The following is a 22,413-nucleotide window of genomic DNA, read 5'->3' as shown; positions in this document are numbered from 1 at the left end:
CGAAACCACATGCTGCTGACCCTCGCTCAATGGCTGCAGACGCTGTCGCCCGAGTTCGGGTTCCTGCGCATCTTCCAGTACCTCACCTTCCGCGCGCTGATGGCCGCGCTGACGGCGCTCGTGGTCGGCCTGGTGGCCGGGCCCTACGTGATCCGCCGCCTCACGGCGCTCAAGATCGGCCAGCCGGTGCGCGGCTACGGCATGGAAACGCACCTCACCAAGAGCGGCACGCCCACCATGGGCGGCGTGCTGGTGCTGTTCGCCATCGCCTTCGCCACGCTGCTGTGGTTCGACATCTCCAACAGGTTCGTGTGGATCGTGTTGTGGGTCACCATGGGCTTCGGCGCCATCGGCTGGGTGGACGACTGGCGCAAGGTGGTGCGCAAGGACCCGGAGGGCATGCGTTCGCGCGAGAAGTATTTCTGGCAGTCGGTGGTGGGGCTGATCGCGGCCTTCTATCTGCTCTTCAGCATCTCGGAAAGCTCCAACTGGCGCGTGGTGCAGCTGTTCTTCGCATGGGTGCAGTCGGGCTTCGACCTCGACTTCCCGCCCAAGATCAACCTGCTGGTGCCCTTCTTCAAGGAAGTGAGCTATCCGCTGGGCGGCATCGGCTTCGTGATCCTCACCTACCTGGTGATCGTGGGCGCGAGCAATGCCGTGAACCTGACCGATGGCCTGGACGGCCTGGCGATCATGCCGGTGGTGATGGTGGGCTCGGCGCTGGGCGTTTTCGCCTACGTCACGGGCAGCGCGGTGTATTCCAAGTACCTGCTCTTCCCCAACATTCCCGGTTCGGGCGAGCTGCTGGTGTTCTGCTCGGCCATGGCCGGCGCGGGGCTCGCGTTCCTGTGGTTCAACACGCACCCGGCGCAGGTGTTCATGGGCGACGTGGGCGCGCTGGCGCTGGGCGGCGCGCTGGGCACCATCGCGGTCATCGTGCGCCAGGAGATCGTGTTCTTCATCATGGGCGGCATCTTCGTGGTCGAGGCGATCTCGGTGATGGCGCAAGTCACCTACTTCAAGTACACGAAGAAGCGCTTCGGCGAAGGCCGCCGCGTGCTCAAGATGGCGCCGCTGCACCACCACTTCGAGAAGAGCGGCTGGCGCGAGACGCAGGTCGTCGTGCGCTTCTGGATCATCACGATGCTGCTGTGCCTCGTGGGCCTTTCGACGCTGAAGCTGCGCTGAGAGAGAAAAGAAGAAGACAACCATGCGGCACCTGAAAGACCTCCCCGTCCTCATCCTCGGCCTCGGCGCGTCCGGGCTGGCGATGGCGCGCTGGTGCGCGCGCCACGGCGCGGTCGTGACCGTGGCCGACACGCGCGAGGCGCCGGCATTGCTTCCGACGCTGCGCGAGGAGTTGCCAGGCGTGAACTTCGTCGGCGGGCCGTTTTCGGCCGCGCTGGTCGAAGGCACGCCGATCCGCGCCGTGTACCGTTCGCCGGGCCTTTCGCCGGCGACCATCGCGCCGGTGGCCGATGCGGCGCGTGCCGTGGGCCTGCCGGTCGGTGGCGAGCTGGATCTGTTCGCGCGTGCGCTGCAGGACCTGCGGACGGTGGAAGTGCCGGTGGTCGAGGCCGAACCGGAGGCGGAAGTCACCGCCGCAACGGAAGCCGAGCCGGTTGTCGAAGCTCCCGCCGAGCCTGAAGCACAGGCCGAGCTGGCGCTGGAAGAGCCTGCGCCCGCCGAGGCCGCAGCTCCGGTCGAGTCTGCAGAAGCACCCGCGCCAGTAGAAACATCGGAAACCGCTGAAGCCCAGCCCGAGCCGGCCGCCCCCGCGATGGCCGAAGCGATGCCGCGCGATCCGTCGATCAGCGTTGCCGTGCCGCCGCCGCAGGAAGGCGAAGTGGCCGTGCCGGCCGAAACCGTTGCGGAGCAAGCATCCGAAGCCGCGCCTGAAACGGCGCCGGAATCCACCGAAGCAACCAGCGCTGAAGCAGCGCCGGAAGCCCCGGCTGCCGAAGCAGCTCCCGAATCACCCGAAGGCCCGGCAGCGGAGCCTGCTCCCGCACCCGCGCCCGCGCCCGCCACCGTTTCTCGCCTGCCCACCACCGGCAAGCCCTACGTCCCGACCGCCGCCAAGGAAGCCGCGGAGTTCGTCGCGCGCATCGCCGAGCTCTCCGCCACCAACCCGGCGTCGGCCGCGGTAGAAGAAGAGCCGTCGCCTCAGCTCGAACTGGCGCCGCCCGTCGAGCCTGAAGCGCCCAAGGGCTACACGCCCGCGGTGCTCGCCATCACCGGCACCAACGGCAAGACGACCGTCACCTCGCTCACCGGCCAACTGGTCGAGCGCGCGGGCAAGACGGTGGCCGTGGCCGGCAACATCGGCCCGACGCTGCTCGACACGCTCTCGGCGCACATGGACGCCGAGACGCTGCCCGACGTGTGGGTGCTGGAGTTGTCCAGCTTCCAGCTCGACGGCGTGCAGGGCTTCGAGCCCACCGCCGCGACGGTGCTCAACCTCACGCAGGACCATCTGGACTGGCACGGCGACATGGCCGCGTACGGCGCGGCCAAGGCGCGCATCTTCGGCGCGCACGGGCTCATGATCCTCAACCGCGACGATGCCGGCGTGATGGCGATGCTGCCCGCGCCCGTCAAGGTCAAGCTGCAGCGTCCGCAGATCCGCACGCATGTCACCTTCGGCTCCGCGATGCCGCAGCGCCCGGGCGACTACGGCATCGAGCGCGTGAACGGCATGGCTTGGCTGGTGCGCGCGCTGGAAGCCGACGAAACGCAGAAGCGCAAGCGTGGTGCCGTGGTCGAGGAAGAGATCTTCCTGCAGCGGCTGATGCCCGCCGACGCGCTGCGCATCCGCGGCCGCCACAACGCCATGAACGCGCTCGCGGCCCTGGCGCTGGCCAGTGCCGCCGGCTGCCCGCTGAACGCCATGCTCTACGGCCTGCGCGAATACCAGGGCGAGCCGCATCGCGTCGAGCCCATCACCGTCATCGACGAGGTCGAGTACTTCGACGACAGCAAGGGCACCAACGTGGGTGCCACCGCCGCCGCGCTGACCGGCCTGGGCGAGGAGCGCCGCGTGGTCGTCATTCTTGGTGGCGAAGGCAAGGGGCAGGACTTCGAGCCGCTGGCCGCGCCCGTTCGCCAGTACGCGCGCGCCGTGGTGCTCATCGGCCGCGACGCGCCGCTGATCGAAGCCGCGCTGGCATCGACCGGCGTCTCGCTGCTGCACGCCGCCTCGATGGACGAGGCGGTGAAGCTCGCGTCCGCGCGCGCCAACCCCGGCGACGCCGTGCTGCTGTCACCTGCCTGTGCGAGCTTCGACATGTTCAAGGACTACGCGCACCGCGCCGAGGTGTTCCGCGAGGCCGTGCAGGCCTACGAGGACAGTCCGCGCGGCCTGGGCGACTCGACGACGGAGGAACAGGTTTGAACTCTGCCGCATCAGGCGCCACGCCCAACGCACGCACCAGCCGCTTCGGCGGCTGGTTCAGGCGCGCGCGCAGCGGGATCGACTCGCTGCCTGTGCACCTGCCCGTGCGGCTGGGCGGCGCCGGCATCGCGCAGACCAAGGCCACGCCGATGCGCGTGCTGGGCTTCGACCAGGCGCTGGTCTGGGTCACGGTGGCGCTGCTGACCTGGGGCCTGATCATGGTGTATTCGGCCTCCATCGCGCTGCCCGACAACCCGCGCTTCGCGCGCGCGGGCTACAGCGCCTCGTATTTCCTCACGCGGCACGCGGCCTCGGTGGTGTTCGCCTTCATCGCCGCGCTGCTGACCTTCCAGATCCCGATGAAGACCTGGGAGCGCGCCGCGCCCTGGCTCTTCGTGGCCTCGCTGCTGCTGCTGGTGGCTGTGCTCATTCCGCACATCGGCATCAACGTGAACGGCGCGCGCCGCTGGCTGCCGATGGGCTTCATGCGCTTCCAGCCGTCGGAACTGGCCAAGCTCGCGATGGTGCTCTACGCCGCCAGCTACATGGTGCGCAAGATGGAGATCAAGGAGCGCTTCTTCCGCGCCGTGCTGCCCATGGGCGTGGCGGTGGTGGTGGTCGGCATGCTGGTGATGGCCGAGCCCGACATGGGCGCCTTCATGGTGATCGCCGTGATCGCCATGGGCATCCTGTTCCTGGGCGGCGTGAACGCGCGCATGTTCTTCCTGATCGCCGCGCTGGTGGTGGTGGCCTTCGGCACCATCGTCGCGAGCAGCCCGTGGCGCCGCGAGCGCATCTTCGCGTACCTCGATCCGTGGAGCGAGGAGCACGCGCTGGGCAAGGGCTACCAGCTGTCGCACTCGCTGATCGCCATCGGGCGCGGCGAGATCTTCGGCGTCGGCCTCGGCGGCAGCGTCGAGAAGCTGCACTGGCTGCCCGAGGCGCACACCGACTTCCTGCTGGCCGTGATCGGCGAGGAGTTCGGCCTCGTCGGCGTGCTGCTGATCATCGGCCTGTTCCTCTGGCTCACCCGCCGCATCATGCACATCGGCCGCCAGGCCATCGCACTCGACCGCGTGTTCTCGGGCCTCGTGGCCCAGGGCGTGGGCGTGTGGCTGGGCTTCCAGACCTTCATCAACATGGGCGTGAACCTCGGCGCGCTGCCGACCAAGGGCCTGACGCTGCCGCTGATGAGCTTCGGCGGCTCGGCCATTCTGATGAACCTGGTGGCGCTGGCGATCGTTCTGCGCATCGATTACGAAAACCGTGTCCTCATGCGCGGAGGCCGCGTATGAGGACATGGTTTCACCAGAATCGGGTCAGCGCGCAGCGCTGCGGCGCGCATGCGCCGCTGATGCGCGGAGGTCGCGTATGACCGGCCGCACCGCGCTCGTCATGGCCGGCGGCACCGGCGGCCACATCTTCCCCGGCCTCGCGGTGGCCGAGGCCCTGCGCGAGCGCGGCTGGAAGGTGCACTGGCTGGGCGCCCCCGGCAGCATGGAAGAAAAGCTGGTGCCGCCGCGCGGCTTCGCCTTCGAACCCGTGCAGTTCGGCGGCGTGCGCGGCAAGGGCCCGCTCACGCTGTTCCTGCTGCCGCTGAAGCTGCTGCGCGCCTTCTGGCAGAGCCTGGGCGTAGTGCGCCGCGTGAAGCCCGACGTGCTGGTGGGCTTGGGCGGCTACATCACCTTCCCTGGCGGGATGATGGGCGTGCTGGTCGGCAAGCCGCTGGTGCTGCACGAGCAGAACTCGGTCGCGGGCCTCGCCAACAAGGTGCTGGCGGGCGTGGCAGACCGCGTGTTCACCGCCTTTCCCAACGTGCTGAAGAAGGCGCAGTGGGTGGGCAACCCGCTGCGCTCGGCCTTCACCTCCAAGCCCGAACCGGCCGAGCGCTTCGTGGGCCGCACCGGGCCGCTCAAGCTGCTGGTGGTGGGCGGAAGCCTCGGCGCGCGCGGCCTCAATACCGTGGTGCCGCAGGCACTCGCGCGCATCGCGCCGGCCGAGCGCCCGCAGGTGCTGCACCAGAGCGGCGCCAAGCAGATCGACGAGCTGCGCGCCAACTACGAGGCCGCGGGCGTCGAAGGAGAGCTGACGCCCTTCATCGAAGACACGGCGCAGGCCTATGCGGACGCCGACATGATCGTCGCGCGCGCCGGTGCCAGCACCGTCACAGAAATCGCGGCCGTCGGCGCAGCAGCGCTGTTCGTGCCTTTCCCCTCGGCGGTCGACGACCACCAGACCACCAACGCGCGCTTCCTCGTGGACGCGGGCGGCGGCTGGCTGGTGCAGCAGGCCGACCTCACTCCTGAATTGCTGGCTGACTTGCTACAGAAAACCGGGCGCGATGCGCTGATAGAGAAGGCCGAGAAGGCCAAGACCATGCAGAAGACCGAAGCCGTCGAGGCGGTCGTCCGCGCCTGCGAGGAGCTTGCCAAATGAAGCACGCGATTCGTCACATCCATTTCGTGGGCATCGGCGGCTCCGGCATGAGCGGCATCGCCGAAGTGCTGCTGAACCTGGGCTACAGGATCACCGGCTCCGATCTGGCCGACAGCGCCACGCTGCGCCGGCTCGCGGGCCTGGGCATCGGCACCTTCGTGGGCCACGCGGCCGCGCACATCGAGGGTGCGGATGCGGTCGTCACGTCGACGGCGGTGCAGCCGGACAACCCCGAGGTGCTGGCTGCGCGCGAGAAGCGCATTCCGGTGGTGCCGCGCGCGCTGATGCTGGCCGAGCTGATGCGCCTGAAGCAGGGCATCGCCATTGCCGGCACGCACGGCAAGACCACCACCACCAGCCTGGTGGCGAGCGTGCTCGCGGCCGCCGGGCTCGACCCGACCTTCGTGATCGGCGGGCGCCTCAACAGCGCCGGCGCCAACGCGCAGCTCGGCTCCGGCGACTACATCGTGGTGGAGGCCGACGAGTCGGATGCCTCGTTCCTGAACCTGCTGCCGGTGATGGCGGTGGTCACGAACATCGACGCCGACCACATGGAGACCTACGGGCACGACTTCGCGAAGCTCAAGAAGGCTTTCGTCGACTTCCTGCACCGCATGCCGTTCTATGGCGTGGCCATTCTGTGCACCGACGATCCGGCGGTGCGCGAGATTGTGGCCGACGTGACCTGCCCGGTCACCAGCTACGGCTTCGGCGAGGACGCCCAGGTGCGCGCCATCGACGTGCGCGCCGTTGGCGGCCAGATGCATTTCACCGCGCAGCGCCGCAACGGAGTGACGCTGCCCGACCTGCCCATCGTGCTGAACCTGCCGGGCGAGCACAACGTGCGCAATGCGCTGTCGGTGATCGCGGTGGCGGTGGAACTCGGTATTCCCGACGAAGCCGTGCAGCGCGGGCTTGCAGGCTTCAAGGGCGTGGGCCGCCGTTTCCAGAGCTACGGCGACGTGGCTGTGCAGGGCGGGGATGCTGCCGGCACCTTCACGGTGATCGACGACTACGGCCATCACCCCGTGGAGATGGCCGCCACCATCGCGGCCGCGCGCGGCGCATTCCCGGGCCGCCGGCTGGTGCTGGCCTTCCAGCCGCACCGCTACACCCGCACGCGCGACTGCTTCGAGGACTTCGTGAAGGTCATTGGCACGGCCGACGCGGTGCTGCTCGGCGAGGTCTATGCCGCCGGCGAGGCGCCCATCGTGGCGGCCGACGGCCGCACGCTGGCGCGCGCGCTGCGCGTGGCGGGCAAGGTCGAGCCGGTCTTCGTCGACGACATCGCCGCGATGCCGCGCGCCATTCTCGACAACGCCCGCCCGGGCGACGTGGTGCTCTCGATGGGCGCGGGCTCCATCGGCGCGGTGCCGGCCAAGGTGGTCGAGCTCGGCGCGGCCGGTGCCGCGACCGGCGCCTCTGCCCCTTCAACATCCGAGCGCGGTTCGCGCAAAGGGAGGGCCTCATGAGCCTCCAGGACCCCAAACTCTTCGGCAAGGTCGCCGTGCTCTTCGGCGGCAGTTCCGCCGAGCGCGAGATCTCCCTGATGTCGGGCACCGGCGTGCTCGAGGCGCTGCGCTCGCGCGGCGTGGACGCGCATGCCTTCGACCCGTCGCAGCGCGACCTGTCGGAGCTCAGGAGCGAAGGCTTCGCGCGCTGCTTCGTCGCGCTGCACGGCCGCCACGGCGAGGACGGCACCGTGCAGGGCGCGCTCGAGCTGCTCGGCATTCCCTATACCGGCTCTGGCGTGATGGCCTCCAGCGTGGCGATGGACAAGGTCATGACCAAGCGCATCTGGCAGGCCGACGGCCTGCCTACGCCCAAGTACGTGCGCCTGGCCTTCGACCAGCAAAGCCGCGAGCAGGTCAGGGCGGTGCCCGACGTGCTCGGCCTGCCGCTGATCGTGAAGCCGCCGCGCGAAGGCTCGTCCATCGGCGTGACCAAGGTGCAAGGTTATTCAGAGATGCAGGACGCGGTGGCGCTGTCGGCCAGGTACGACGCCGACGTGCTGTGCGAGGAATTCATCGAGGGCGAGGAAGTGACCTGCGCCGTGCTCGGCCACGGTCTCGACGCGCGCGCGCTGCCGGTGGTGCGCATCGCCGCGCCCGAGGGTGCCTATGACTACCAGAACAAGTACTTCACCGACGATGTGAAGTACCAGTGCCCGAGCGGCCTGCCCGAGGCCGAGGAGCACGAGATCCAGCGCATCACGCTGGCCGCCTACCGCACGCTCGGCTGCCGCGGCTGGGGCCGCGCCGACGTGATGATCCGCGCGAGCGACCGCAAGCCCTTCCTGCTGGAGATGAACACCTCGCCCGGCATGACCAGCCATTCGCTGGTGCCGATGTCCGCGCGCGCCGCGGGCATCGCGTACGAGGAGCTGTGCCTGCGGGTGCTGGCTTCCGCGACGCTGGACGCGACGGGAGGCTCGCTATAGCCATGGCCGACAGCATTCCAGCGCCCTTCGACGTCAAGCTCATGAACATCGTCGCCAACCTTGCGTTCGCGGCGGTGGCGCTCATGCTGCTTGCCGCGGGCGCGTGGTGGGTGCTGCGCCAGCCTTTCTTCCCGATCGCCGGCATCAAGGTGGACGGCGAGGTCACGCACAACAACGCGGTCACGCTGCGCGCCAACGTGGCGCCGCAGCTGTCGGGCAACTTCTTCACCATCGACCTGGCCCGCGCGCGCGCGGCCTTCGAGTCGGTGCCGTGGGTGCGCAGCGCGGTGGTGCGCCGCGAGTTCCCGAACAAGCTGCGCGTGACGCTGACCGAGCAGGTGCCGGTGGCCAACTGGGGCGACGAGGCGGGCTCGAAACTGATCAACGGCTTCGGCGACGTGTTCGAGGCCAACGTGGCCGAGGTGGACGACAACCTGCCGCGCCTGGACGGCCCGATCGAGCAGGCCGGCCAGGTGCTGGGCATGTACCGCGTGCTGCAGCCGCAGTTCCAGCCGTACGACCTGGGGATCGACGAGCTCACGCTGTCGAGCCGCGGCAGCTGGAAGGTGGTGCTCGACAGCGGCGCCGAGATCGAGCTCGGCCGCGGCCAGAGCGAAGAGGTGACGGCCCGCCTGCAGCGCTTCCTGAAGACCGTGACCCAGGTCGCGGGCCAGTACCGCCGCACCATGGCCGACGTCGAAGGCGCGGACCTGCGCCACAACGACGCGTATGCCCTGCGGCTGCGCGGCGTCACCACGGTCTCGCCCGAGGCCCCAAGAAAAATCAAGTAGCGAATACCGAGGAATCGAGGACATATCCCAATGCCCAAAGAATACAAAGACCTGGTCGTAGGACTCGACATCGGCACCGCCAAGGTGATGGTGGTCGTGGCCGAGGTGCTGCCCGGCGGCGAGCTCAAGCTGGCCGGCCTGGGCATCGCGCCGAGCAATGGCCTCAAGCGCGGCGTGGTGGTGAACATCGACGCCACCGTGCAGAGCATCCAGCAGGCGCTGAAAGAGGCCGAGCTGATGGCCGACTGCAAGATCAGCCGCGTCTACACCGGCATCACCGGCAGCCACATCCGCGGCATCAACTCCAGCGGCATGGTGGCGGTGAAGGACAAGGAAGTGACGCCCGCCGACGTGGCCCGCGTGGTGGAGACGGCACGCGCCATCAACATCTCCAGCGACCAGCGCCTGCTGCTTGTGGAACCGCAGGAGTTCGTGATCGACGGCCAAGACGTGAAGGAGCCGATCGGCATGAGCGGCATGCGCCTGGAGGCCAAGGTGCACATCGTGACCGGCGCGCAGAGCGCGGCCGAGAACATCATCAAGTGCGTGCGCCGCTGCGGCCTGGAAGTCGACCAGCTGATGCTGAACCCGCTGGCCTCCAGCCAGGCGGTGCTGACGGAAGACGAGCGCGAGCTGGGCGTGGTGCTGGTGGACATCGGCGCGGGCACGACGGACGTGGCGATCTTCACCAACGGTGCGATCCGCCACACGGCGGTGATCCCGATCGCGGGCGACCTCATCACCAGCGACATCGCGATGGCGCTGCGCACTCCGACGAAGGACGCGGAAGACATCAAGGTCGAGAACGGCTTCGCCAAGCAATTGCTGGCCGACCCCGAGACGCAGGTGGAAGTGCCGGGCCTGGGCGACCGCGGCCCGCGCATGCTGAGCAAGCAGGCGCTGGCCGGGGTGATCGAGCCGCGCATCGAGGAGATCTTCTCGCTGGTGCAGCAGGTGGTGCGCGAGTCGGGCTACGAAGAGGTGCTCTCGTCGGGCGTGGTGCTCACGGGCGGCAGCGCGGTGATGCCGGGCATGGTGGAGCTCGGCGAGGACATCTTTCTCAAGCCCGTGCGCCGCGGCATCCCGAAGTACTCGAGCGCGCTGTCGGACATGGTCGCGCAGCCCCGCGCCGCGACGGTGATGGGCCTGCTGGAGGAAGCACGCTTCGCGCGCATGCGCGGCTTCAAGGTCGCGCAGAAGAATGGGTCGGTAAAGACTGCATTCGGACGTTTCAAGGACTTCATCGTGGGGAATTTCTAGCCATGATCAAGTCTCCACTCTGGCTCGCGCGTGGCAGCCCTCCCATGCATTTCAACGAGCGATGGCGACGAACAGGTCCACCATCGCGACGGTCTCATCGTTGATCCCGTCAGTACACAAGAAATATTCACAGACACATAACGGCAACTGCAAGATTCAAGGAGTTAAAAATGACCATCGAAATGATCGAAGTCGAAGAGTTCAACCAGGGCACGCAGATCAAGGTGATCGGTGTCGGCGGTGGCGGCGGCAATGCGGTCGCCCACATGATGGAGCGTGGCGTGCAGGGCGTTCAGTTCGTCTGCGCGAACACCGACGCGCAGGCCCTGCAGCGCAGCAACGCACACAAGATCATCCAGCTGGGCACCAGCGGCCTGGGCGCCGGCAGCAAGCCCGAGAAGGGCCGTGACGCGGCCGAGGCAGCGGTGGACGACATCCGCGCCGCCATCGACGGCGCGCACATGCTGTTCATCACGGCCGGCATGGGCGGCGGCACCGGCACCGGCGCCGCTCCCGTGATCGCGCGCGTGGCGAAGGAAATGGGCATCCTCACCGTGGGCGTGGTGACCAAGCCCTTCGACTGGGAAGGCGGGCGCCGCATGACCAATGCCGACGCCGGCCTGGCCGAGCTCGAGGCCAACGTCGACTCGCTGATCGTCGTGCTCAACGAGAAGCTGCTCGACGTGCTGGGCGAGGACGTCACGCAGGACGAAGCCTTCGCTCAGGCCAACGACGTGCTGAAGAACGCCGTGGGCGGCATCTCGGAAATCATCAACGAGTACGGCGGCGTGAACGTCGACTTCGAAGACGTGCGCACCGTGATGGGCGAGCCCGGCAAGGCCATGATGGGCACCGCTGCCGCAGCCGGTCCCGACCGCGCGCGCATCGCAGCCGAGCAGGCCGTGGCCTGCCCGCTGCTCGAAGGCATCGACCTCTCGGGCGCAAAGGGCGTGCTGGTGCTGGTGACGGCATCGAAGAGCTCGCTGAAGCTGAACGAGTCGAAGCTGGCGATGAACACCATCCGCGCCTACGCCTCGCCGGACGCGCACGTGATCTACGGCGCTGCCTACGACGACAGCCTGGGCGACGAGATGCGCGTGACCGTGGTGGCCACCGGCCTGTCGCGTCCCGACGCTCGCCGTCAGCAGCCGACGCTGGAAGTCATCCGCACCGGCACCGACAACATCCCGTTCACCGTGCCGACGCTCGGTGGCGTGGGTCACGCCGGCGGCACGGGCGGCAGCCAGCCCAACTACGACGGCATGGCCGTTCCCAGCGTGTGGCGCACCAACCGCACGATGGCCGCCGCGAAGGTGGACGCGCTGTCCTCGGGCGGCATGGACGACTTCGAGATTCCCGCGTTCCTGCGCCGCCAAGCTGACTGAACCTGGCTCGTCCCCCAGGCTGCGGGCACTTCGTGTCGCTTCGCCAACCCCCTACCGGGGGGCAACACCTGAGGACCGGCAGAGCCGGTTCCTCTGTGTTTTGCGAAGGGACCAGCTCGACGCAGAGGGCACGAGAGGGCGTAAGGGGCACGGGGACGACCCGAAAGGGACGTCCGCTGGCTCTAGGCGCTGCGCTCGCCTCGTGCCCTTTGCGTCCATTTCGGGCCAATTCGAAGGAATTGCATAGAACCCATGTCTATCGGTGCCATAGCGAGGGGCATAGGCCGCCACGCCCGTCGCGCGCCTAAAATCCCGGCCGTGCTGCAACAACGAACCCTCAAGTCCATCAGCCGCGCCGTGGGCGTGGGGCTTCACAGCGGCCAGCGCGTGGAGCTGACGCTGCGGCCGGCACCGGCCGACACGGGCATCGTGTTCCGCCGCGTCGACCTGCCCGAGCCGGCCGAGATCCGCATGACGGCCGAGTCGGTCACCGACACGCGCCTGGCGTCCACGGTCTCCACCGGCGGCGCGAAAGTGCAGACCGTCGAGCACATCATGTCGGCCTGCGCGGGCCTGGGCATCGACAACCTCTACATCGACATCACGGCCGACGAAGTGCCGATCCTCGACGGATCGGCTTCCTCGTTCGTGTTCCTGCTGCAAAGCGCGGGCATCGCGCTGCAGAAGGCGCCGCGCCGCTTCATCCGGGTGACCCGCAAGGTCGAGGTGCGCGAAGGCGAGGGCGCCAACGAGAAGTGGGCGAGCCTGGAGCCCTATCACGGCTACAAGCTGAGCTTCGAGATCGACTTCGACCACCGCGTCGTCAATTCCACCGGCCAGCGCGTGGAGTTCGACCTGGGCACCGGCTCCTACAGCCGCGACATCGCGCGCGCCCGCACCTTCGGCTTCACGAAGGAAGTCGAGTACATGCGCAGCAAGGGCCTCGCGCTCGGCGGCGGCCTCGACAACGCCATCGTGATGGACGACACCAAGGTGCTGAACGAAGGCGGACTGCGCTACGACGACGAGTTCGTGAAGCACAAGATCCTCGACGCGATGGGCGACCTGTACATCATCGGCAAGCCGCTCCTGGCCGCGTATACCGCCTTCCGCTCGGGCCATGCGCTCAACAACAAGCTGCTGCGCGAGCTGCTCTCGCACAGCGACGCCTACGAGGTCGTGACCTTCGAGGACGAGAAGCGCGCCCCGCGCGGTTTCGGCGAAGTCGCGCGGGCCTGGTAGGCCGCTCGTTCCTCTCACATGCTTCTGTTCCGCTGGGCCATCCTGCTGCTTCTGCTGGTGGCTGGCGTGTGCTTCGCGTTCTACGCGGGTACGGGGCAGGTCAAGTACCGGCGCATCGGCTGGATCGTGCTGAAGTGGACGTTGCTGGCGGCATTCGGCTTCTTCGCCGTGCTGATCGCGGAGCGGGTGGCGTAGAGCCGGCTATCCCGATAGCAGGCTTTCAGCCCGCTGCCAGCGCCTGCAATGCCTGCACCTGCCGCGCGAGCAGCGGCCCCTTGCGGTGCGCAGGCACCAGCAGCATCACCGTATCCCCCAGCGCTTTCGGCCGCCCCCAGGGCGCATGCAGCTTGCCTTGAGCCAGCAGCGGTGCGACGAGTCGCTCGCGGCCCATCAGCACGCCTTCGCCGTCCAGAGCTGCCTGCAGCGCGAGGCTGTAGAGCGAGAAATCCGGCCCTGCAGCCAGCGCCTCGGCTTCGGCAGCCTTGATGCCGGGCCGCACGGCCTGCAGCCAGCGCTGCCAGTCGTCGCGCCAGACGGTGTCGTGCAGTCCGCCGCTGCGCTGCAGCAGCTCTGTCAGATCTTCGAGTGCGCGTGGACGGCCGCTGGGCAGGGGCTCGCGCAGGCGCGGACTGCACACGGGCAGCAGTCGGTCGCGCACCAGTGGGATCGCCTGCGCGCCTGCCGCAATCTCGATACGTTCGCCGGCGCGCGCATAGAACAGCCCCAGATCGAAGGGTTCGCGGCGGAAGTTCGGTGGCTGCTCGAGTGCCGTCACCGAAACCTGCACGCCGGGCAGCTCCGCCTTCAGCCGCGACAGGCGCGGTGATAGCCACAGCTGCGCAACTGCCGGCAGCGCAGCCACCTGCAGCGTGCTGCGGCGCGCGGCGGTCTGGGTTTCGTGGCGCAGTGCCTGCACGGCCAGGCCGAGCTGGTCGACGGCCGCGCTGAGGGCCGGCAGGGCGCGCCGCCCGTGCGCGCTGAGGCGGATGCCCTGGCTGTGCCGCTCGAAGAGCGCGCCGCCGGCCCATGTCTCCAGCGCCTTGATCTGCTGCGCGATGGCCGCCGGCGTGACGAAGAGTTCTTCTGCCGCGCGCGCGAAGCTGCTGTGGCGCGCCGCCGACTCGAAGGCGCGCACCGCGGTGTGCGGCGGCAGGCGTGGGCGGGGTGGTGCGAGCGGCATGGGCAGATCCTTCAGGCCAAGTTTTTCTACGGCTCGGGGCCAGATTATCCGGTTTGCCCCGTCGGCGAGGGCAGGCGACGATGCGGCCATCCCCCTTTCATAGCGAGATCCGCCACATGCCTGCCGCCGCCCTGCAACGCCGCCCCTGGGTTCCCGCCGCCAGCGAGGACCACGTGCTTTCCATCGCCGCGGACGCCGCCTCGCGCGATGCCGCAGGCGTGGCCGCCGAGATCGAACGGCTGGTGGCCGACAACCACCGCATCCACGACGTGGATGGCCTGAACCTCAACCCCGCCACCAACGTGATGAACCCGGCCGCCGAGGCGCTTCTGTCGCGCGGACTGGGCTCGCGCCCCTCGCTCGGCTATCCGGGCGACAAGTACGAGATGGGCCTGGAGGCCATCGAGCGCATCGAGGTGGTCGCCGCCGAGCTGGCGGCCGAGGTGTTCGGTGCGAAGTTCGCAGAGGTGCGCGTGAGCTCGGGCGCCCTGTCGAATCTCTACGTGTTCATGGCGACCTGCCAGCCCGGCGACACCATCGTCGTGCCCCCGCCCAGCATCGGCGGGCACGTCACGCACCATGCGGCAGGCGCCGCAGGGCTCTATGGCCTGAAGCCGGTTTCCGCGCCGGTGGATGCCGACGGCTACACGGTCGACCTCGCCGCGCTCGCGAAGCTGGTGGGCGAGACAAAGCCCAAGCTCGTCACCATCGGCGGCAGCCTCAACCTGTTTCCGCATCCGGTGCCCGCGATCCGCGAGATCGTCGACAGCGTGGGCGCGAAGCTGCTCTTCGACGCGGCGCATCTCTCGGGCATGGTGGCCGGCAAGGCGTGGCCGCAGCCGCTGGAGCAGGGTGCGCATGCGATCACCATGAGCACCTACAAGAGCCTGGGCGGACCGGCGGGCGGGCTGATCGTGTCGAACGACGCGGCGCTGATGGAGCGAATCGACGCCATCGCCTATCCCGGCCTCACGGCCAATTCGGATGCGGGCCGCACGGCGGCATTGGCCCGTGGCCTGCTCGACTGGAAGGTGCACGGCATCGCCTATGCGGCTGCGATGCGGGAGACCGCGCAGGCACTGGCGCGCGAACTCGATGTGCGGGGGCTGCCGGTGTTCGCGAAGGCGCGCGGCTTCACGCAGTCGCACCAGTTCGCGCTGGAGGCCGCGCGATGGGGCGGCGGCCAGCGAGCGGCGAAGAAGCTCGCGAAGGGCGGCCTGCTGGCCTGCGGCATCGGCCTGCCGATCGCACCCGTGGAAGGCGACATCAACGGCCTGCGCCTCGGCGTGCCCGAGATCGTGCGGCTGGGCTTCACGCCCGGCGATATGCCCCAGCTCGCTGACTGGATCGCACGAGCCCTCGATGGCGATGCAGCATCGGTTGCAGCCGAAGTGCGCGAGCGCCGCAAGCGCCTCGGCGAGCTGCGCTACATCGTGCGCTGACGCAGGCAGCCGCTTCGGCTCAGCGCGAACGCCCCTGCCGGTAGGTGCCGGCAGGCAGCGCCGCGGAACTCTTCGATGCCTCGGCCGCTTCGGCCAGCCGTGCCATCGAACGTCCCACCTGCGCATGCGTGATGGCGATGCCCAGCGCGTCCGCCGCGTCGGCGCCCGGCAGGCCCGGCAGGTCGAGCAGGCGACGCACCATCTCCTGCACCTGCGCCTTGGCGGCCTGGCCGTGGCCGGCCACCGCCTTCTTCATCTGCAGCGCGGTGTACTCGGCCACCGAGAGATTGTTGGTGACCAGCGCGGTCACGCAGGCGCCGCGCGCCTGCCCCAGCAGCAGCGTGGACTGCGGGTTGACGTTGACGAAGATGATTTCCACCGCCGACGCGTCGGGCTGGTAGCGCGCGGTGATCTCCGCGATGCCGTCGAACAGCACCTTCAGGCGCGCCGGCAGGTTGTTGCCGGTGCCCAGGTGCCGGGTGCTGATGGTGCCGCTGGCCACGTAGCGCAGCGCATGGCCGTCCGCGTCGACCACGCCGAAGCCGGTGGTCTGCAATCCGGGGTCGATGCCGAGAATGCGCATGAAAGGAAACGTAAAGGCCTAAGCCTGGGAAAAGATTGTCAAAAGAGTTGCGAGGAGGGGGCCGAAAGCCGGCTGATCGTGGGCAGAATGCGCCCCGGTCCGTACCGTCCGCCCCGCCCCGCGCGGGGCGCGCCATTCAAGGAAGCGAATGTGAATGTAGTCGAGTCCTCCGCGCAGCAGCAACTGGACGAGGTGCAAGCCTTGATCGCGCGCCTGCAGATGCACCCCGCCGAACGCGCGGCCGCCAGCTTCCGGCGCATCGAGCTGCTGGACGACCTGGGCCGCCGCAAGGAAGCGGTGGCCGCCAGCGTCAGGCTGCTCGACGAGTTCGCGGCGAAGCCCGAGGTCGGCGTGGTCGTGCCCTGCTGCCAGGCCTTGCGCCTGCTGGCCCACATGCTGCGCCAGCTGCACCGCCCCGCCGATGCGCTCGCCACGCTCGACCGATTGATTGCGGCGCACGGCCAGCGCCCCGAACCCGAGATTCGCGAGCACATCGCCCACGCGCTCTACCAGCGCACCTGGTGGATCGACGAGCCCGCCGCGCGCTGCGAAGCCTGCGATGCCATGAGCGAGCTGCTCGACAGCCAGCCCGACGCCGCCTTCGACACCTGGCGCGTGGAGGCCCGGCTGCTCAAGGCCGAGGTCGAGCATCACCGCGGCCTGCCGCAGGATGCACTGGCCACGCTGGAGGCCGTCATCGAACGCTTCGACGGCAGCACCGACCCCGGCGTGGTGCTGCGCGTGGCGCGTGCGCGCCTGGCCTCGGTGCTGAACCTGCGCGAGCTGGGGCAGCACGCACAGGCGCAGGTCATGTGCCTCGCGGTGGCCGACCAGATCGAGGCCGGCCTGGCCCATGCGGCGCCCGAGCTGCGCATCGAGGGCGTGCGCGCGCTGACGCTCTTCTTCGACGGCTTCGGCATCGACGAGCATGCGAACCGCGCCGAACTGGTCGGCTGGCTGCTCGAGCGCTACGGCCACGATGCCTCGCCGCAGGTGCGGCGCATGGCGGTGCGCCGTGCCTACGACTGGTCGGTGGGCCTGCGCGAGTCGGACGACGGCGAGGCCGCGCTGGCCGCCTGCGAGCGGCTGCTTGCCACCTTCGGCGCGGACACCGATCCGGTGGTGCATCGCACCGTGGCGAGCGCGCAGCTCAACAAGGGATTCGTGCTGCTCGAACGGCTGGGCCGGGCCGATGAAGCGCTCGCCGCATACCAGCAGCTCGCGAGGCAACTGCAAGGTACGCCCGCGTCCGAGCTGCAGGACACGCTGGCCAAAGCCCTCGCCGGCCGGGAAGCCTGCCTCAAGCGGCTGCGCAAGGCCGAGGCCGGAGCTCATTTGCCGGAACTGCCGGCGGAGCTGCGCGACGAAGTGCGCGACAAGGTCCGGCAGGGCCGCAAGCACGGTGATGCCGGCGAATTGCAGGAGGCCGTTGCGCTGTTCGACCAGGTGCTGTCCGCGCACACCGCGTCGCCGCATCCGGAGCTGCGGCGGCAGTGCGCGCGGGCGCTGGTGCACAAGGCCTTCTGCCTGATCGCCCTCGAACGCTTCCACGAAGTGGTCGCGGCCGCCGATGCGATCGACGTGTACTACGGCGCCGACCCTTCGACCGAGATGCAGGAGACCGTTGCGCAGGGTCTGCAATACAAGAGCACCGCGCTGGACCGGCTCGGCCTGCACGACGACGAGATGCGCGTGCACGACGAGATCGTCGCGCGCTGGGGCAACTCCGAGCTGCCCGACCTGCGCGGGCGCGTGGTGGGCGCGCTGTTCCGCAAGGGCGCGACGCTGCGCCAGGCCCGCCAGCTCGAGGCCGCGGTGGCCTGCTACGACGAGGCCATCGCGCGTACCAGCAGCGCGAGGGAGGGCACGCTGCAGCTCTGGGCCGCCAAGTCGATGATCAACAAGGCCAAGGCGCTCGACAAGCTGGGCGACCCTGCCGGGCAGATCAAGGCCTATCGCACTCTCATAGCCCGCTTCGGCGATTCGGGCGACGCCGCGCTGCGCGAGCGTGTCGTCAATGCCTGCGAATGGCTCGCCGAGGCCGAAGGCCGCCAGGGGCGCGTGGAGGCGCAGCGCGCGGCCCTAGAAGCCGCGCTGGGGCGCTTCGGCACCGCACTATCGGCCGAGCAGCGCACGCGTCTCACGCGCGAGCTGCAGGCGCTGAAGGCGAAGGCACTGGGCCGCAAGGCGAAGGAAGTTTTCGGCCGCGTGGTGCGGCGCAGGGCCTGAGGCCGCCACCCAACCCGATCCGTCTCAGGCTTTTTTCCAGGAATACCGCGGAACCGGCTTTGCCGGGCCGCAGGTATTGCCCCCTGCAAGGGGGTTGGCGAAGCGACACGAAGTGCGCGCAGCCTGGGGGTTAGCCAAGTTCATGCGTTGAAGTACCAGCGGATGGAGTGGAAGAAGATGGGGGCGGCGAAGCACAGCGCGTCGACACGATCCAGCAGCCCGTTGGCGCCCGTCACGCCCGCATCCTTGCGGCCCCAGTTGGGGATGCCCCGGTCGCGCTTGAGCGCCTTCATCACCAGGTGCCCCATCGAGCCCGAGATGCAGGCGATGACCGACACCGCCAGCGCCTGCCCGAACCTGAAGGGCGTGATGAACGAGAACAGCGCGCCCACCAGGCTCGCCACCGCGATGCCGATGGCCCAGCTGGTCCAGTTGAAGCTGCGGCTCACGTTCGGCGCGAAGGGCGCGCGCTGCATGCGCCGCGAGATCAGGTGCTGCACCAGCACCGAGGTCTGCACCACGAACACCAGGAAGAACACGAGGAACGCGCTCTTGCCCTCGTAGCCCGGAAAGCTCAGCAGCAGCAGCGCCGGCACGTGGCTCATGCCGTAGACGCAGACCATGATGCCCCACTGCAGCTTGGCGTTGCGCTCCAGGAACTGGCTCGGGTCGTTGGCCAGCGCGCTGGTCACCGGGATCGCGAGGAACACGTACACCGGGATGAACACGGTGAAGAGGTCGAAGCGCGCGGTGGCCACCAGCCAGAACTGGATCGGCAGCACCACGAAGAAGGCGAGGATCAGGCTGCGGTGGTCGCCGCGCCGCGTGGGCGAGAGCGTGATGAACTCGCGCAGCGCGAAGAAGGAGATGAGCGCGAACAGCACCGTGGCCACCGTCTCGCCGAGCGCCCAGCCGATCCAGAAGACCAGCACCATGAACCAGGTGGTGCCCAGCAGCTTGCGGAAGTGCGCCAGCTCGGCCTGCCAGGCGGCGTCGTGCACGGGGTTGCGCTTTTCCCTGAAGCTCAGGAAGAAGGCGGTGGCGCTCACGACCGCGAGCACGCCGAAGATGATGAGAAAGAGCGCCGCGACCTGCTGGGTCGGGCTGAGGCTGCGCAGGAACTGGTTCATGTCGTCGTCGTCAGACGTCGCGCAGGGCGATCACGGCGGCGCGCGCCCGGTCGAGGAAAGGGCGGCGCTCCTCGCCTTCCTCCACGCGCACCGGCGCGCCGAAGGTGACAGAGCACAGGATGGGCACCGGCACGATCTCGCCCTTGGGCATGACGCGCTGCACGTTGTCGATCCATGCGGGCACCAGTACCACTTCGGGGAACATGGTGGCCAGCGTGTAGAGCCCCGACTTGAACTTCTGCGGTTCGCCGGTGTGGCCGCGCGTGCCCTCGGGGAAGATGATGATCGAGTCGCCGCTGCGAAGGGCTTCGACCAGCGGGGCCAGCGGATCGGAGGCAGGGGCCGCCGGCGTGGGCGCGGGTTCGGGCGCCGCGGGCGGGGGTGGTTCGGGAGACGGCGCAGGCGGCGGGGCAGGGGGCACGGGCAGGTCCAGCTGGCCTTGTGCGCCGGATGCTGCTTCGACGGGCGGTGCCGGCGGGGTCAGGGGCAGCAGCGGCTCCATCGAGGGCTCGATGCGATCTTCCAGTGGCCGGGCGGCAGGCGCCGGCGGCGCAACCTCGGGAGCGGCAGGAGTCGCCGGCGCTGCAGGAACTGCCGCAGGCGCTGCCGCGGCCTGCCGCTCCACGTACACCGCGTTGAACACTTCAGTCGTGATCCAGCGCTTGACCGGTGTGTTGGCCCAATAGTCGCGCGCCGCGATGGGCCGCGTGATGCTGCGCAATTCTTCCGGCAGCGCCGCCCAGATCATCACCAGGTCGGCATGGCTCTGGTGGTTGGCGAAATAGATGCGCTGCTCGGCCTTGGGCGGACAGCCGTACCAGCGCGCCTGCGCGCCCGTGAGCAAGCGGACGATCCCAAGAAGCAGCCAACCCGTGAGCTTTGCCAGCATATGGGCGCGATGATACGGGCCATGCGATGGCGTTTCGATCCTCTTTCCCTGGCGTGGGCGGTGGCCCTGTTTCTTGTGTTGCTGCTGCTGGCCACCGTGGGTGCGCGCTGGGGCTGGCTGCGCAGCTTCTTCGGCGACGTGCTTGCCGTGGCGTGGGTGTATTTCGTGTTCAAGACCGCGATCGGCGCGCGCGTGCTGCCGCTGGCGCTGGCCGCGCTGGGCGTGGGCCTCGCGGTCGAACTCGGGCAGTACCTCGCGGCGACGTGGCACCTGCACATTCCGAACCGCGCGCTGCGCATCGTGCTCGGCAGCACGGCGGACTGGTGGGACGTGCTGGCCTACACCATCGGCTTCGCCGGCGTGCTGGCCATCGAGGGCCTGCGCGGCGGGTTCCTCAGGGCAGCTCGGCCGCGGGCATCCGCGCCATGACGGTGGAGGCGCGCCCGCTCAGGTAGGGCGAGCCCGGGCGCCGTTCGAAGAACTTGGGGCTGGGCAGCATCACCGCGAGGCGCGCGGCCTCGTTGGCACTCAGGCGCGAGGCCGGCTTGCGGAAGTAGTACTGCGACGCCGCCTCGGCGCCGAATACGCCTTCGCCCCACTCGACGTTGTTGAGGTAGATCTCCAGGATGCGCCGCTTGTCCAGCAGCACCTCGAGCAGCGTGGCCAGCACCAGCTCCTGGCCCTTGCGCAGCATGGTGCGCTCGCCCGACAGCAGCAGGTTCTTCGCGAGCTGCTGCGTGATGGTCGAACCGCCGCGCAGCTGCACCGGCCGCACCGGCTTGCCGCGCGCTGCCGCACGGGCTGCGCGCTTGGCGGCCAGCTCTTCCGCCTTGGCGTTGCGCTGGCGCGCGCGCTCGATGGCTTCCCATTCCACGCCGTTGTGGTCGACGAAGCCGGCGTCTTCGCTGGCGATGACCGCGCGCTTGAGCGTGTCGTTGATCTGCCAGTAGGGCACCCACTCCTGCCGCCAGCCGCCGCCGCGGCCTTCATGAACGGCGATCTGGAAAGCTTCGGAGCGCTGGAACGCAGTGCTCTGCGGATCGATCACTGCCATCGCCGCGATGCGCGCCACGAAGAAGAGCTGCAGGGCCAGGCCCGCCACCGCGAGGCAGGCGATCAGTCGCAGCACGGCCTTCATTTATTTCAGCTCGGCCCGGATCTCGGCCAGCACCTGTGCCGAAGGCGGCCGGACGCCGCGCCAGATCTCGAAGGACTCGGCCGCCTGCTCGACCAGCATGCCGAGCCCGTCGCGCGCCACTGCGCCGTGCGCCTCGGCCCAGGCCATGAAGCCTGCTGCGGCCGGGCCGTACATCATGTCGACCGCGAGCCCGCCTTCGCGCAGCACGCTGGCCTTCACCGGCACCGCGTCGCCCGCGAGGCTGGAGGCGGTGGCGTTGACCACCACGTCGAAGGCGCCCGGCACTTCGTCGAGCGCCCAGGCTTCGAGCGATGCGCCGTGGCGCAGCGCGATGGCCGCATGGCGGCGCACCAACTCGACGGCCTTGTCCACGGTGCGGTTCGCGACCACGACGCGCGACGCGCCCGCATCGAGCAGCGGCCCCAGCACGCCGGCAGCGGCGCCGCCCGCGCCGATCAGCAGCAGCGCCTTGCCCTGCAGCGGCACGCCCGCGTTGCGCACGATGTCGTTGACCAGGCCGATGCCGTCGGTGTTGTCCGCACGAATGCCGCCATCGGCCTCGAAGCACAGCGTGTTGACCGCCTGCGCGAGAAGGGCGCGCTCGCTGGTGTGCTGCGCGAGCGCCGCGGCCTCGAACTTGAATGGCACGGTGATGTTGCAGCCGAGCGCGGCGTCGCCGCGCTCGGCGGCTTCGCGGCGGAAGGCTGCGATGCCTTCGGCGAAGGCACCGAGCGGAATGAGCCGCCGGCCGTATTCCAGCTGCTGGCCGCACAGCTGCGCAAAGCGCGCGTGGATGCGGGGCGAGCGGCTGTGCTCGACGGGGTTGCCCATGACGCAGTACAGGTCCATGGTGTCTGCCTTTTCTGGTTGCGCC

The 22,413-nt window shown here is 69.2% G+C and carries 20 protein-coding genes; 14 read left to right on the top strand and 6 right to left on the bottom strand.

What is annotated here, in order from left to right; genetic code table 11:
- The first annotated feature begins 9 nt into the window (after positions 1-9).
- From mraY to ACAM57_RS27135, 11 genes are all read left to right on the top strand, one after another.
- A complete protein-coding gene (gene mraY, locus ACAM57_RS27185; protein ID WP_093299737.1) occupies positions 10-1,188 on the top strand; it encodes a phospho-N-acetylmuramoyl-pentapeptide-transferase in 1,179 nt (392 codons plus the stop codon).
- 22 nt (positions 1,189-1,210) lie between these two features.
- Positions 1,211-3,394: a UDP-N-acetylmuramoyl-L-alanine--D-glutamate ligase gene (gene murD / locus ACAM57_RS27180; protein ID WP_369659595.1), complete on the top strand. Its 2,184-nt coding sequence runs from the start codon at positions 1,211-1,213 to the stop codon at positions 3,392-3,394.
- Positions 3,395-3,486: 92 nt separating this feature from the next.
- Positions 3,487-4,689, top strand: a complete 1,203-nt coding sequence (gene ftsW, locus ACAM57_RS27175; RefSeq protein ID WP_240650594.1) for a putative lipid II flippase FtsW — start codon at positions 3,487-3,489, stop codon at positions 4,687-4,689.
- A gap of 76 nt (positions 4,690-4,765) precedes the next feature.
- Positions 4,766-5,830, top strand: coding sequence for an undecaprenyldiphospho-muramoylpentapeptide beta-N-acetylglucosaminyltransferase (gene murG, locus ACAM57_RS27170; protein ID WP_369659594.1), 1,065 nt, complete (start codon positions 4,766-4,768; stop codon positions 5,828-5,830).
- On the top strand, positions 5,827-7,302 hold the full coding sequence (gene murC, locus ACAM57_RS27165) for a UDP-N-acetylmuramate--L-alanine ligase (protein WP_369659593.1): 1,476 nt from the start codon (positions 5,827-5,829) through the stop codon (positions 7,300-7,302). Before murG ends, murC begins: the two co-directional genes overlap by 4 nt.
- Positions 7,299-8,270, top strand: a complete 972-nt coding sequence (locus ACAM57_RS27160; RefSeq protein ID WP_184634739.1) for a D-alanine--D-alanine ligase — start codon at positions 7,299-7,301, stop codon at positions 8,268-8,270. The genes murC and ACAM57_RS27160 overlap by 4 nt, the downstream gene beginning before the upstream one ends.
- Before the next feature lie 2 nt (positions 8,271-8,272).
- The gene (locus ACAM57_RS27155; protein ID WP_126021409.1) at positions 8,273-9,061 is read left to right on the top strand and encodes a cell division protein FtsQ/DivIB; all 789 of its coding nucleotides are present in this window, start codon (positions 8,273-8,275) and stop codon (positions 9,059-9,061) included.
- Positions 9,062-9,091: 30 nt separating this feature from the next.
- Entirely contained in the window at positions 9,092-10,321 is a 1,230-nt protein-coding gene (ftsA, locus tag ACAM57_RS27150; protein ID WP_093196937.1) for a cell division protein FtsA, read from the top strand.
- Positions 10,322-10,491: 170 nt separating this feature from the next.
- Entirely contained in the window at positions 10,492-11,706 is a 1,215-nt protein-coding gene (gene ftsZ, locus ACAM57_RS27145; protein ID WP_126021408.1) for a cell division protein FtsZ, read from the top strand.
- Positions 11,707-12,024: 318 nt separating this feature from the next.
- The gene (lpxC, locus tag ACAM57_RS27140) at positions 12,025-12,948 is read left to right on the top strand and encodes a UDP-3-O-acyl-N-acetylglucosamine deacetylase (protein WP_165909589.1); all 924 of its coding nucleotides are present in this window, start codon (positions 12,025-12,027) and stop codon (positions 12,946-12,948) included.
- 18 nt (positions 12,949-12,966) lie between these two features.
- On the top strand, positions 12,967-13,143 hold the full coding sequence (locus ACAM57_RS27135; protein WP_019656766.1) for a hypothetical protein: 177 nt from the start codon (positions 12,967-12,969) through the stop codon (positions 13,141-13,143).
- Positions 13,144-13,168: 25 nt separating this feature from the next.
- On the opposite strand, the gene ACAM57_RS27130 is transcribed toward ACAM57_RS27135, so the two are convergent.
- Positions 13,169-14,128: a LysR substrate-binding domain-containing protein gene (locus ACAM57_RS27130; protein WP_369659592.1), complete on the bottom strand. Its 960-nt coding sequence runs from the start codon at positions 14,126-14,128 to the stop codon at positions 13,169-13,171.
- Between the two features lie 116 nt (positions 14,129-14,244).
- Between ACAM57_RS27130 and glyA the strand changes: the two genes are divergently transcribed.
- The gene (gene glyA / locus ACAM57_RS27125) at positions 14,245-15,570 is read left to right on the top strand and encodes a serine hydroxymethyltransferase (protein ID WP_369659591.1); all 1,326 of its coding nucleotides are present in this window, start codon (positions 14,245-14,247) and stop codon (positions 15,568-15,570) included.
- 19 nt (positions 15,571-15,589) lie between these two features.
- On the opposite strand, the gene ruvC is transcribed toward glyA, so the two are convergent.
- Entirely contained in the window at positions 15,590-16,153 is a 564-nt protein-coding gene (gene ruvC, locus ACAM57_RS27120; protein WP_126021404.1) for a crossover junction endodeoxyribonuclease RuvC, read from the bottom strand.
- A 150-nt stretch (positions 16,154-16,303) separates the two neighbouring features.
- Between ruvC and ACAM57_RS27115 the strand changes: the two genes are divergently transcribed.
- Complete coding sequence (locus ACAM57_RS27115; RefSeq protein ID WP_369659590.1) at positions 16,304-18,382, top strand: tol-pal system YbgF family protein; 2,079 nt, start codon at positions 16,304-16,306, stop codon at positions 18,380-18,382.
- A gap of 140 nt (positions 18,383-18,522) precedes the next feature.
- Here the strand turns inward: ACAM57_RS27115 and ACAM57_RS27110 are convergent, their stop codons facing one another.
- Entirely contained in the window at positions 18,523-19,512 is a 990-nt protein-coding gene (locus tag ACAM57_RS27110; RefSeq protein WP_369659589.1) for a phosphatidate cytidylyltransferase, read from the bottom strand.
- A 10-nt stretch (positions 19,513-19,522) separates the two neighbouring features.
- A complete protein-coding gene (locus ACAM57_RS27105; RefSeq protein ID WP_369659588.1) occupies positions 19,523-20,401 on the bottom strand; it encodes a lysophospholipid acyltransferase family protein in 879 nt (292 codons plus the stop codon).
- A 9-nt stretch (positions 20,402-20,410) separates the two neighbouring features.
- Here ACAM57_RS27105 and ACAM57_RS27100 point away from each other — a divergent pair, with 9 nt between their 5' ends.
- Positions 20,411-20,830, top strand: coding sequence for a DUF2809 domain-containing protein (locus tag ACAM57_RS27100; RefSeq protein WP_369659587.1), 420 nt, complete (start codon positions 20,411-20,413; stop codon positions 20,828-20,830).
- Here ACAM57_RS27100 and mtgA read toward each other — a convergent pair.
- Both mtgA and aroE read right to left on the bottom strand, forming a co-directional pair.
- On the bottom strand, positions 20,796-21,539 hold the full coding sequence (gene mtgA / locus ACAM57_RS27095) for a monofunctional biosynthetic peptidoglycan transglycosylase (protein WP_369659586.1): 744 nt from the start codon (positions 21,537-21,539) through the stop codon (positions 20,796-20,798). The genes ACAM57_RS27100 and mtgA overlap by 35 nt on opposite strands.
- Entirely contained in the window at positions 21,540-22,388 is an 849-nt protein-coding gene (gene aroE, locus ACAM57_RS27090) for a shikimate dehydrogenase (protein WP_184634749.1), read from the bottom strand.
- Between the last annotated feature and the right edge of the window lie 25 nt (positions 22,389-22,413).

It is taken from the genome of Variovorax sp. V15, assembly GCF_041154425.1.
In the GTDB taxonomy this organism is placed as follows: Bacteria; Pseudomonadota; Gammaproteobacteria; order Burkholderiales; family Burkholderiaceae_C; genus Variovorax; species Variovorax guangxiensis.
The sequence above is the reverse complement of the archived record's forward strand: the minus strand, read 5'-3'. Positions and strand labels throughout refer to the sequence as shown.

Bases quoted from the DNA above. Each gene is read 5' to 3' on its own strand.
- mraY (WP_093299737.1), top strand. From the start codon at position 10: ATGCTGCTGACCCTCGCTCAATGGCTGCAGACGCTGTCGCCCGAGTTC.
- murD (WP_369659595.1), top strand. From the start codon at position 1,211: ATGCGGCACCTGAAAGACCTCCCCGTCCTCATCCTCGGCCTCGGCGCG.
- murG (WP_369659594.1), top strand. From the start codon at position 4,766: ATGACCGGCCGCACCGCGCTCGTCATGGCCGGCGGCACCGGCGGCCAC.
- murC (WP_369659593.1), top strand. From the start codon at position 5,827: ATGAAGCACGCGATTCGTCACATCCATTTCGTGGGCATCGGCGGCTCC.
- ACAM57_RS27160 (WP_184634739.1), top strand. From the start codon at position 7,299: ATGAGCCTCCAGGACCCCAAACTCTTCGGCAAGGTCGCCGTGCTCTTC.
- ACAM57_RS27155 (WP_126021409.1), top strand. From the start codon at position 8,273: ATGGCCGACAGCATTCCAGCGCCCTTCGACGTCAAGCTCATGAACATC.
- ftsA (WP_093196937.1), top strand. From the start codon at position 9,092: ATGCCCAAAGAATACAAAGACCTGGTCGTAGGACTCGACATCGGCACC.
- ftsZ (WP_126021408.1), top strand. From the start codon at position 10,492: ATGACCATCGAAATGATCGAAGTCGAAGAGTTCAACCAGGGCACGCAG.
- ACAM57_RS27135 (WP_019656766.1), top strand. From the start codon at position 12,967: ATGCTTCTGTTCCGCTGGGCCATCCTGCTGCTTCTGCTGGTGGCTGGC.
- ACAM57_RS27130 (WP_369659592.1), bottom strand. From the start codon at position 14,128: ATGCCGCTCGCACCACCCCGCCCACGCCTGCCGCCGCACACCGCGGTG.
- glyA (WP_369659591.1), top strand. From the start codon at position 14,245: ATGCCTGCCGCCGCCCTGCAACGCCGCCCCTGGGTTCCCGCCGCCAGC.
- ruvC (WP_126021404.1), bottom strand. From the start codon at position 16,153: ATGCGCATTCTCGGCATCGACCCCGGATTGCAGACCACCGGCTTCGGC.
- ACAM57_RS27110 (WP_369659589.1), bottom strand. From the start codon at position 19,512: ATGAACCAGTTCCTGCGCAGCCTCAGCCCGACCCAGCAGGTCGCGGCG.
- ACAM57_RS27105 (WP_369659588.1), bottom strand. From the start codon at position 20,401: ATGCTGGCAAAGCTCACGGGTTGGCTGCTTCTTGGGATCGTCCGCTTG.
- ACAM57_RS27100 (WP_369659587.1), top strand. From the start codon at position 20,411: ATGATACGGGCCATGCGATGGCGTTTCGATCCTCTTTCCCTGGCGTGG.
- mtgA (WP_369659586.1), bottom strand. From the start codon at position 21,539: ATGAAGGCCGTGCTGCGACTGATCGCCTGCCTCGCGGTGGCGGGCCTG.
- aroE (WP_184634749.1), bottom strand. From the start codon at position 22,388: ATGGACCTGTACTGCGTCATGGGCAACCCCGTCGAGCACAGCCGCTCG.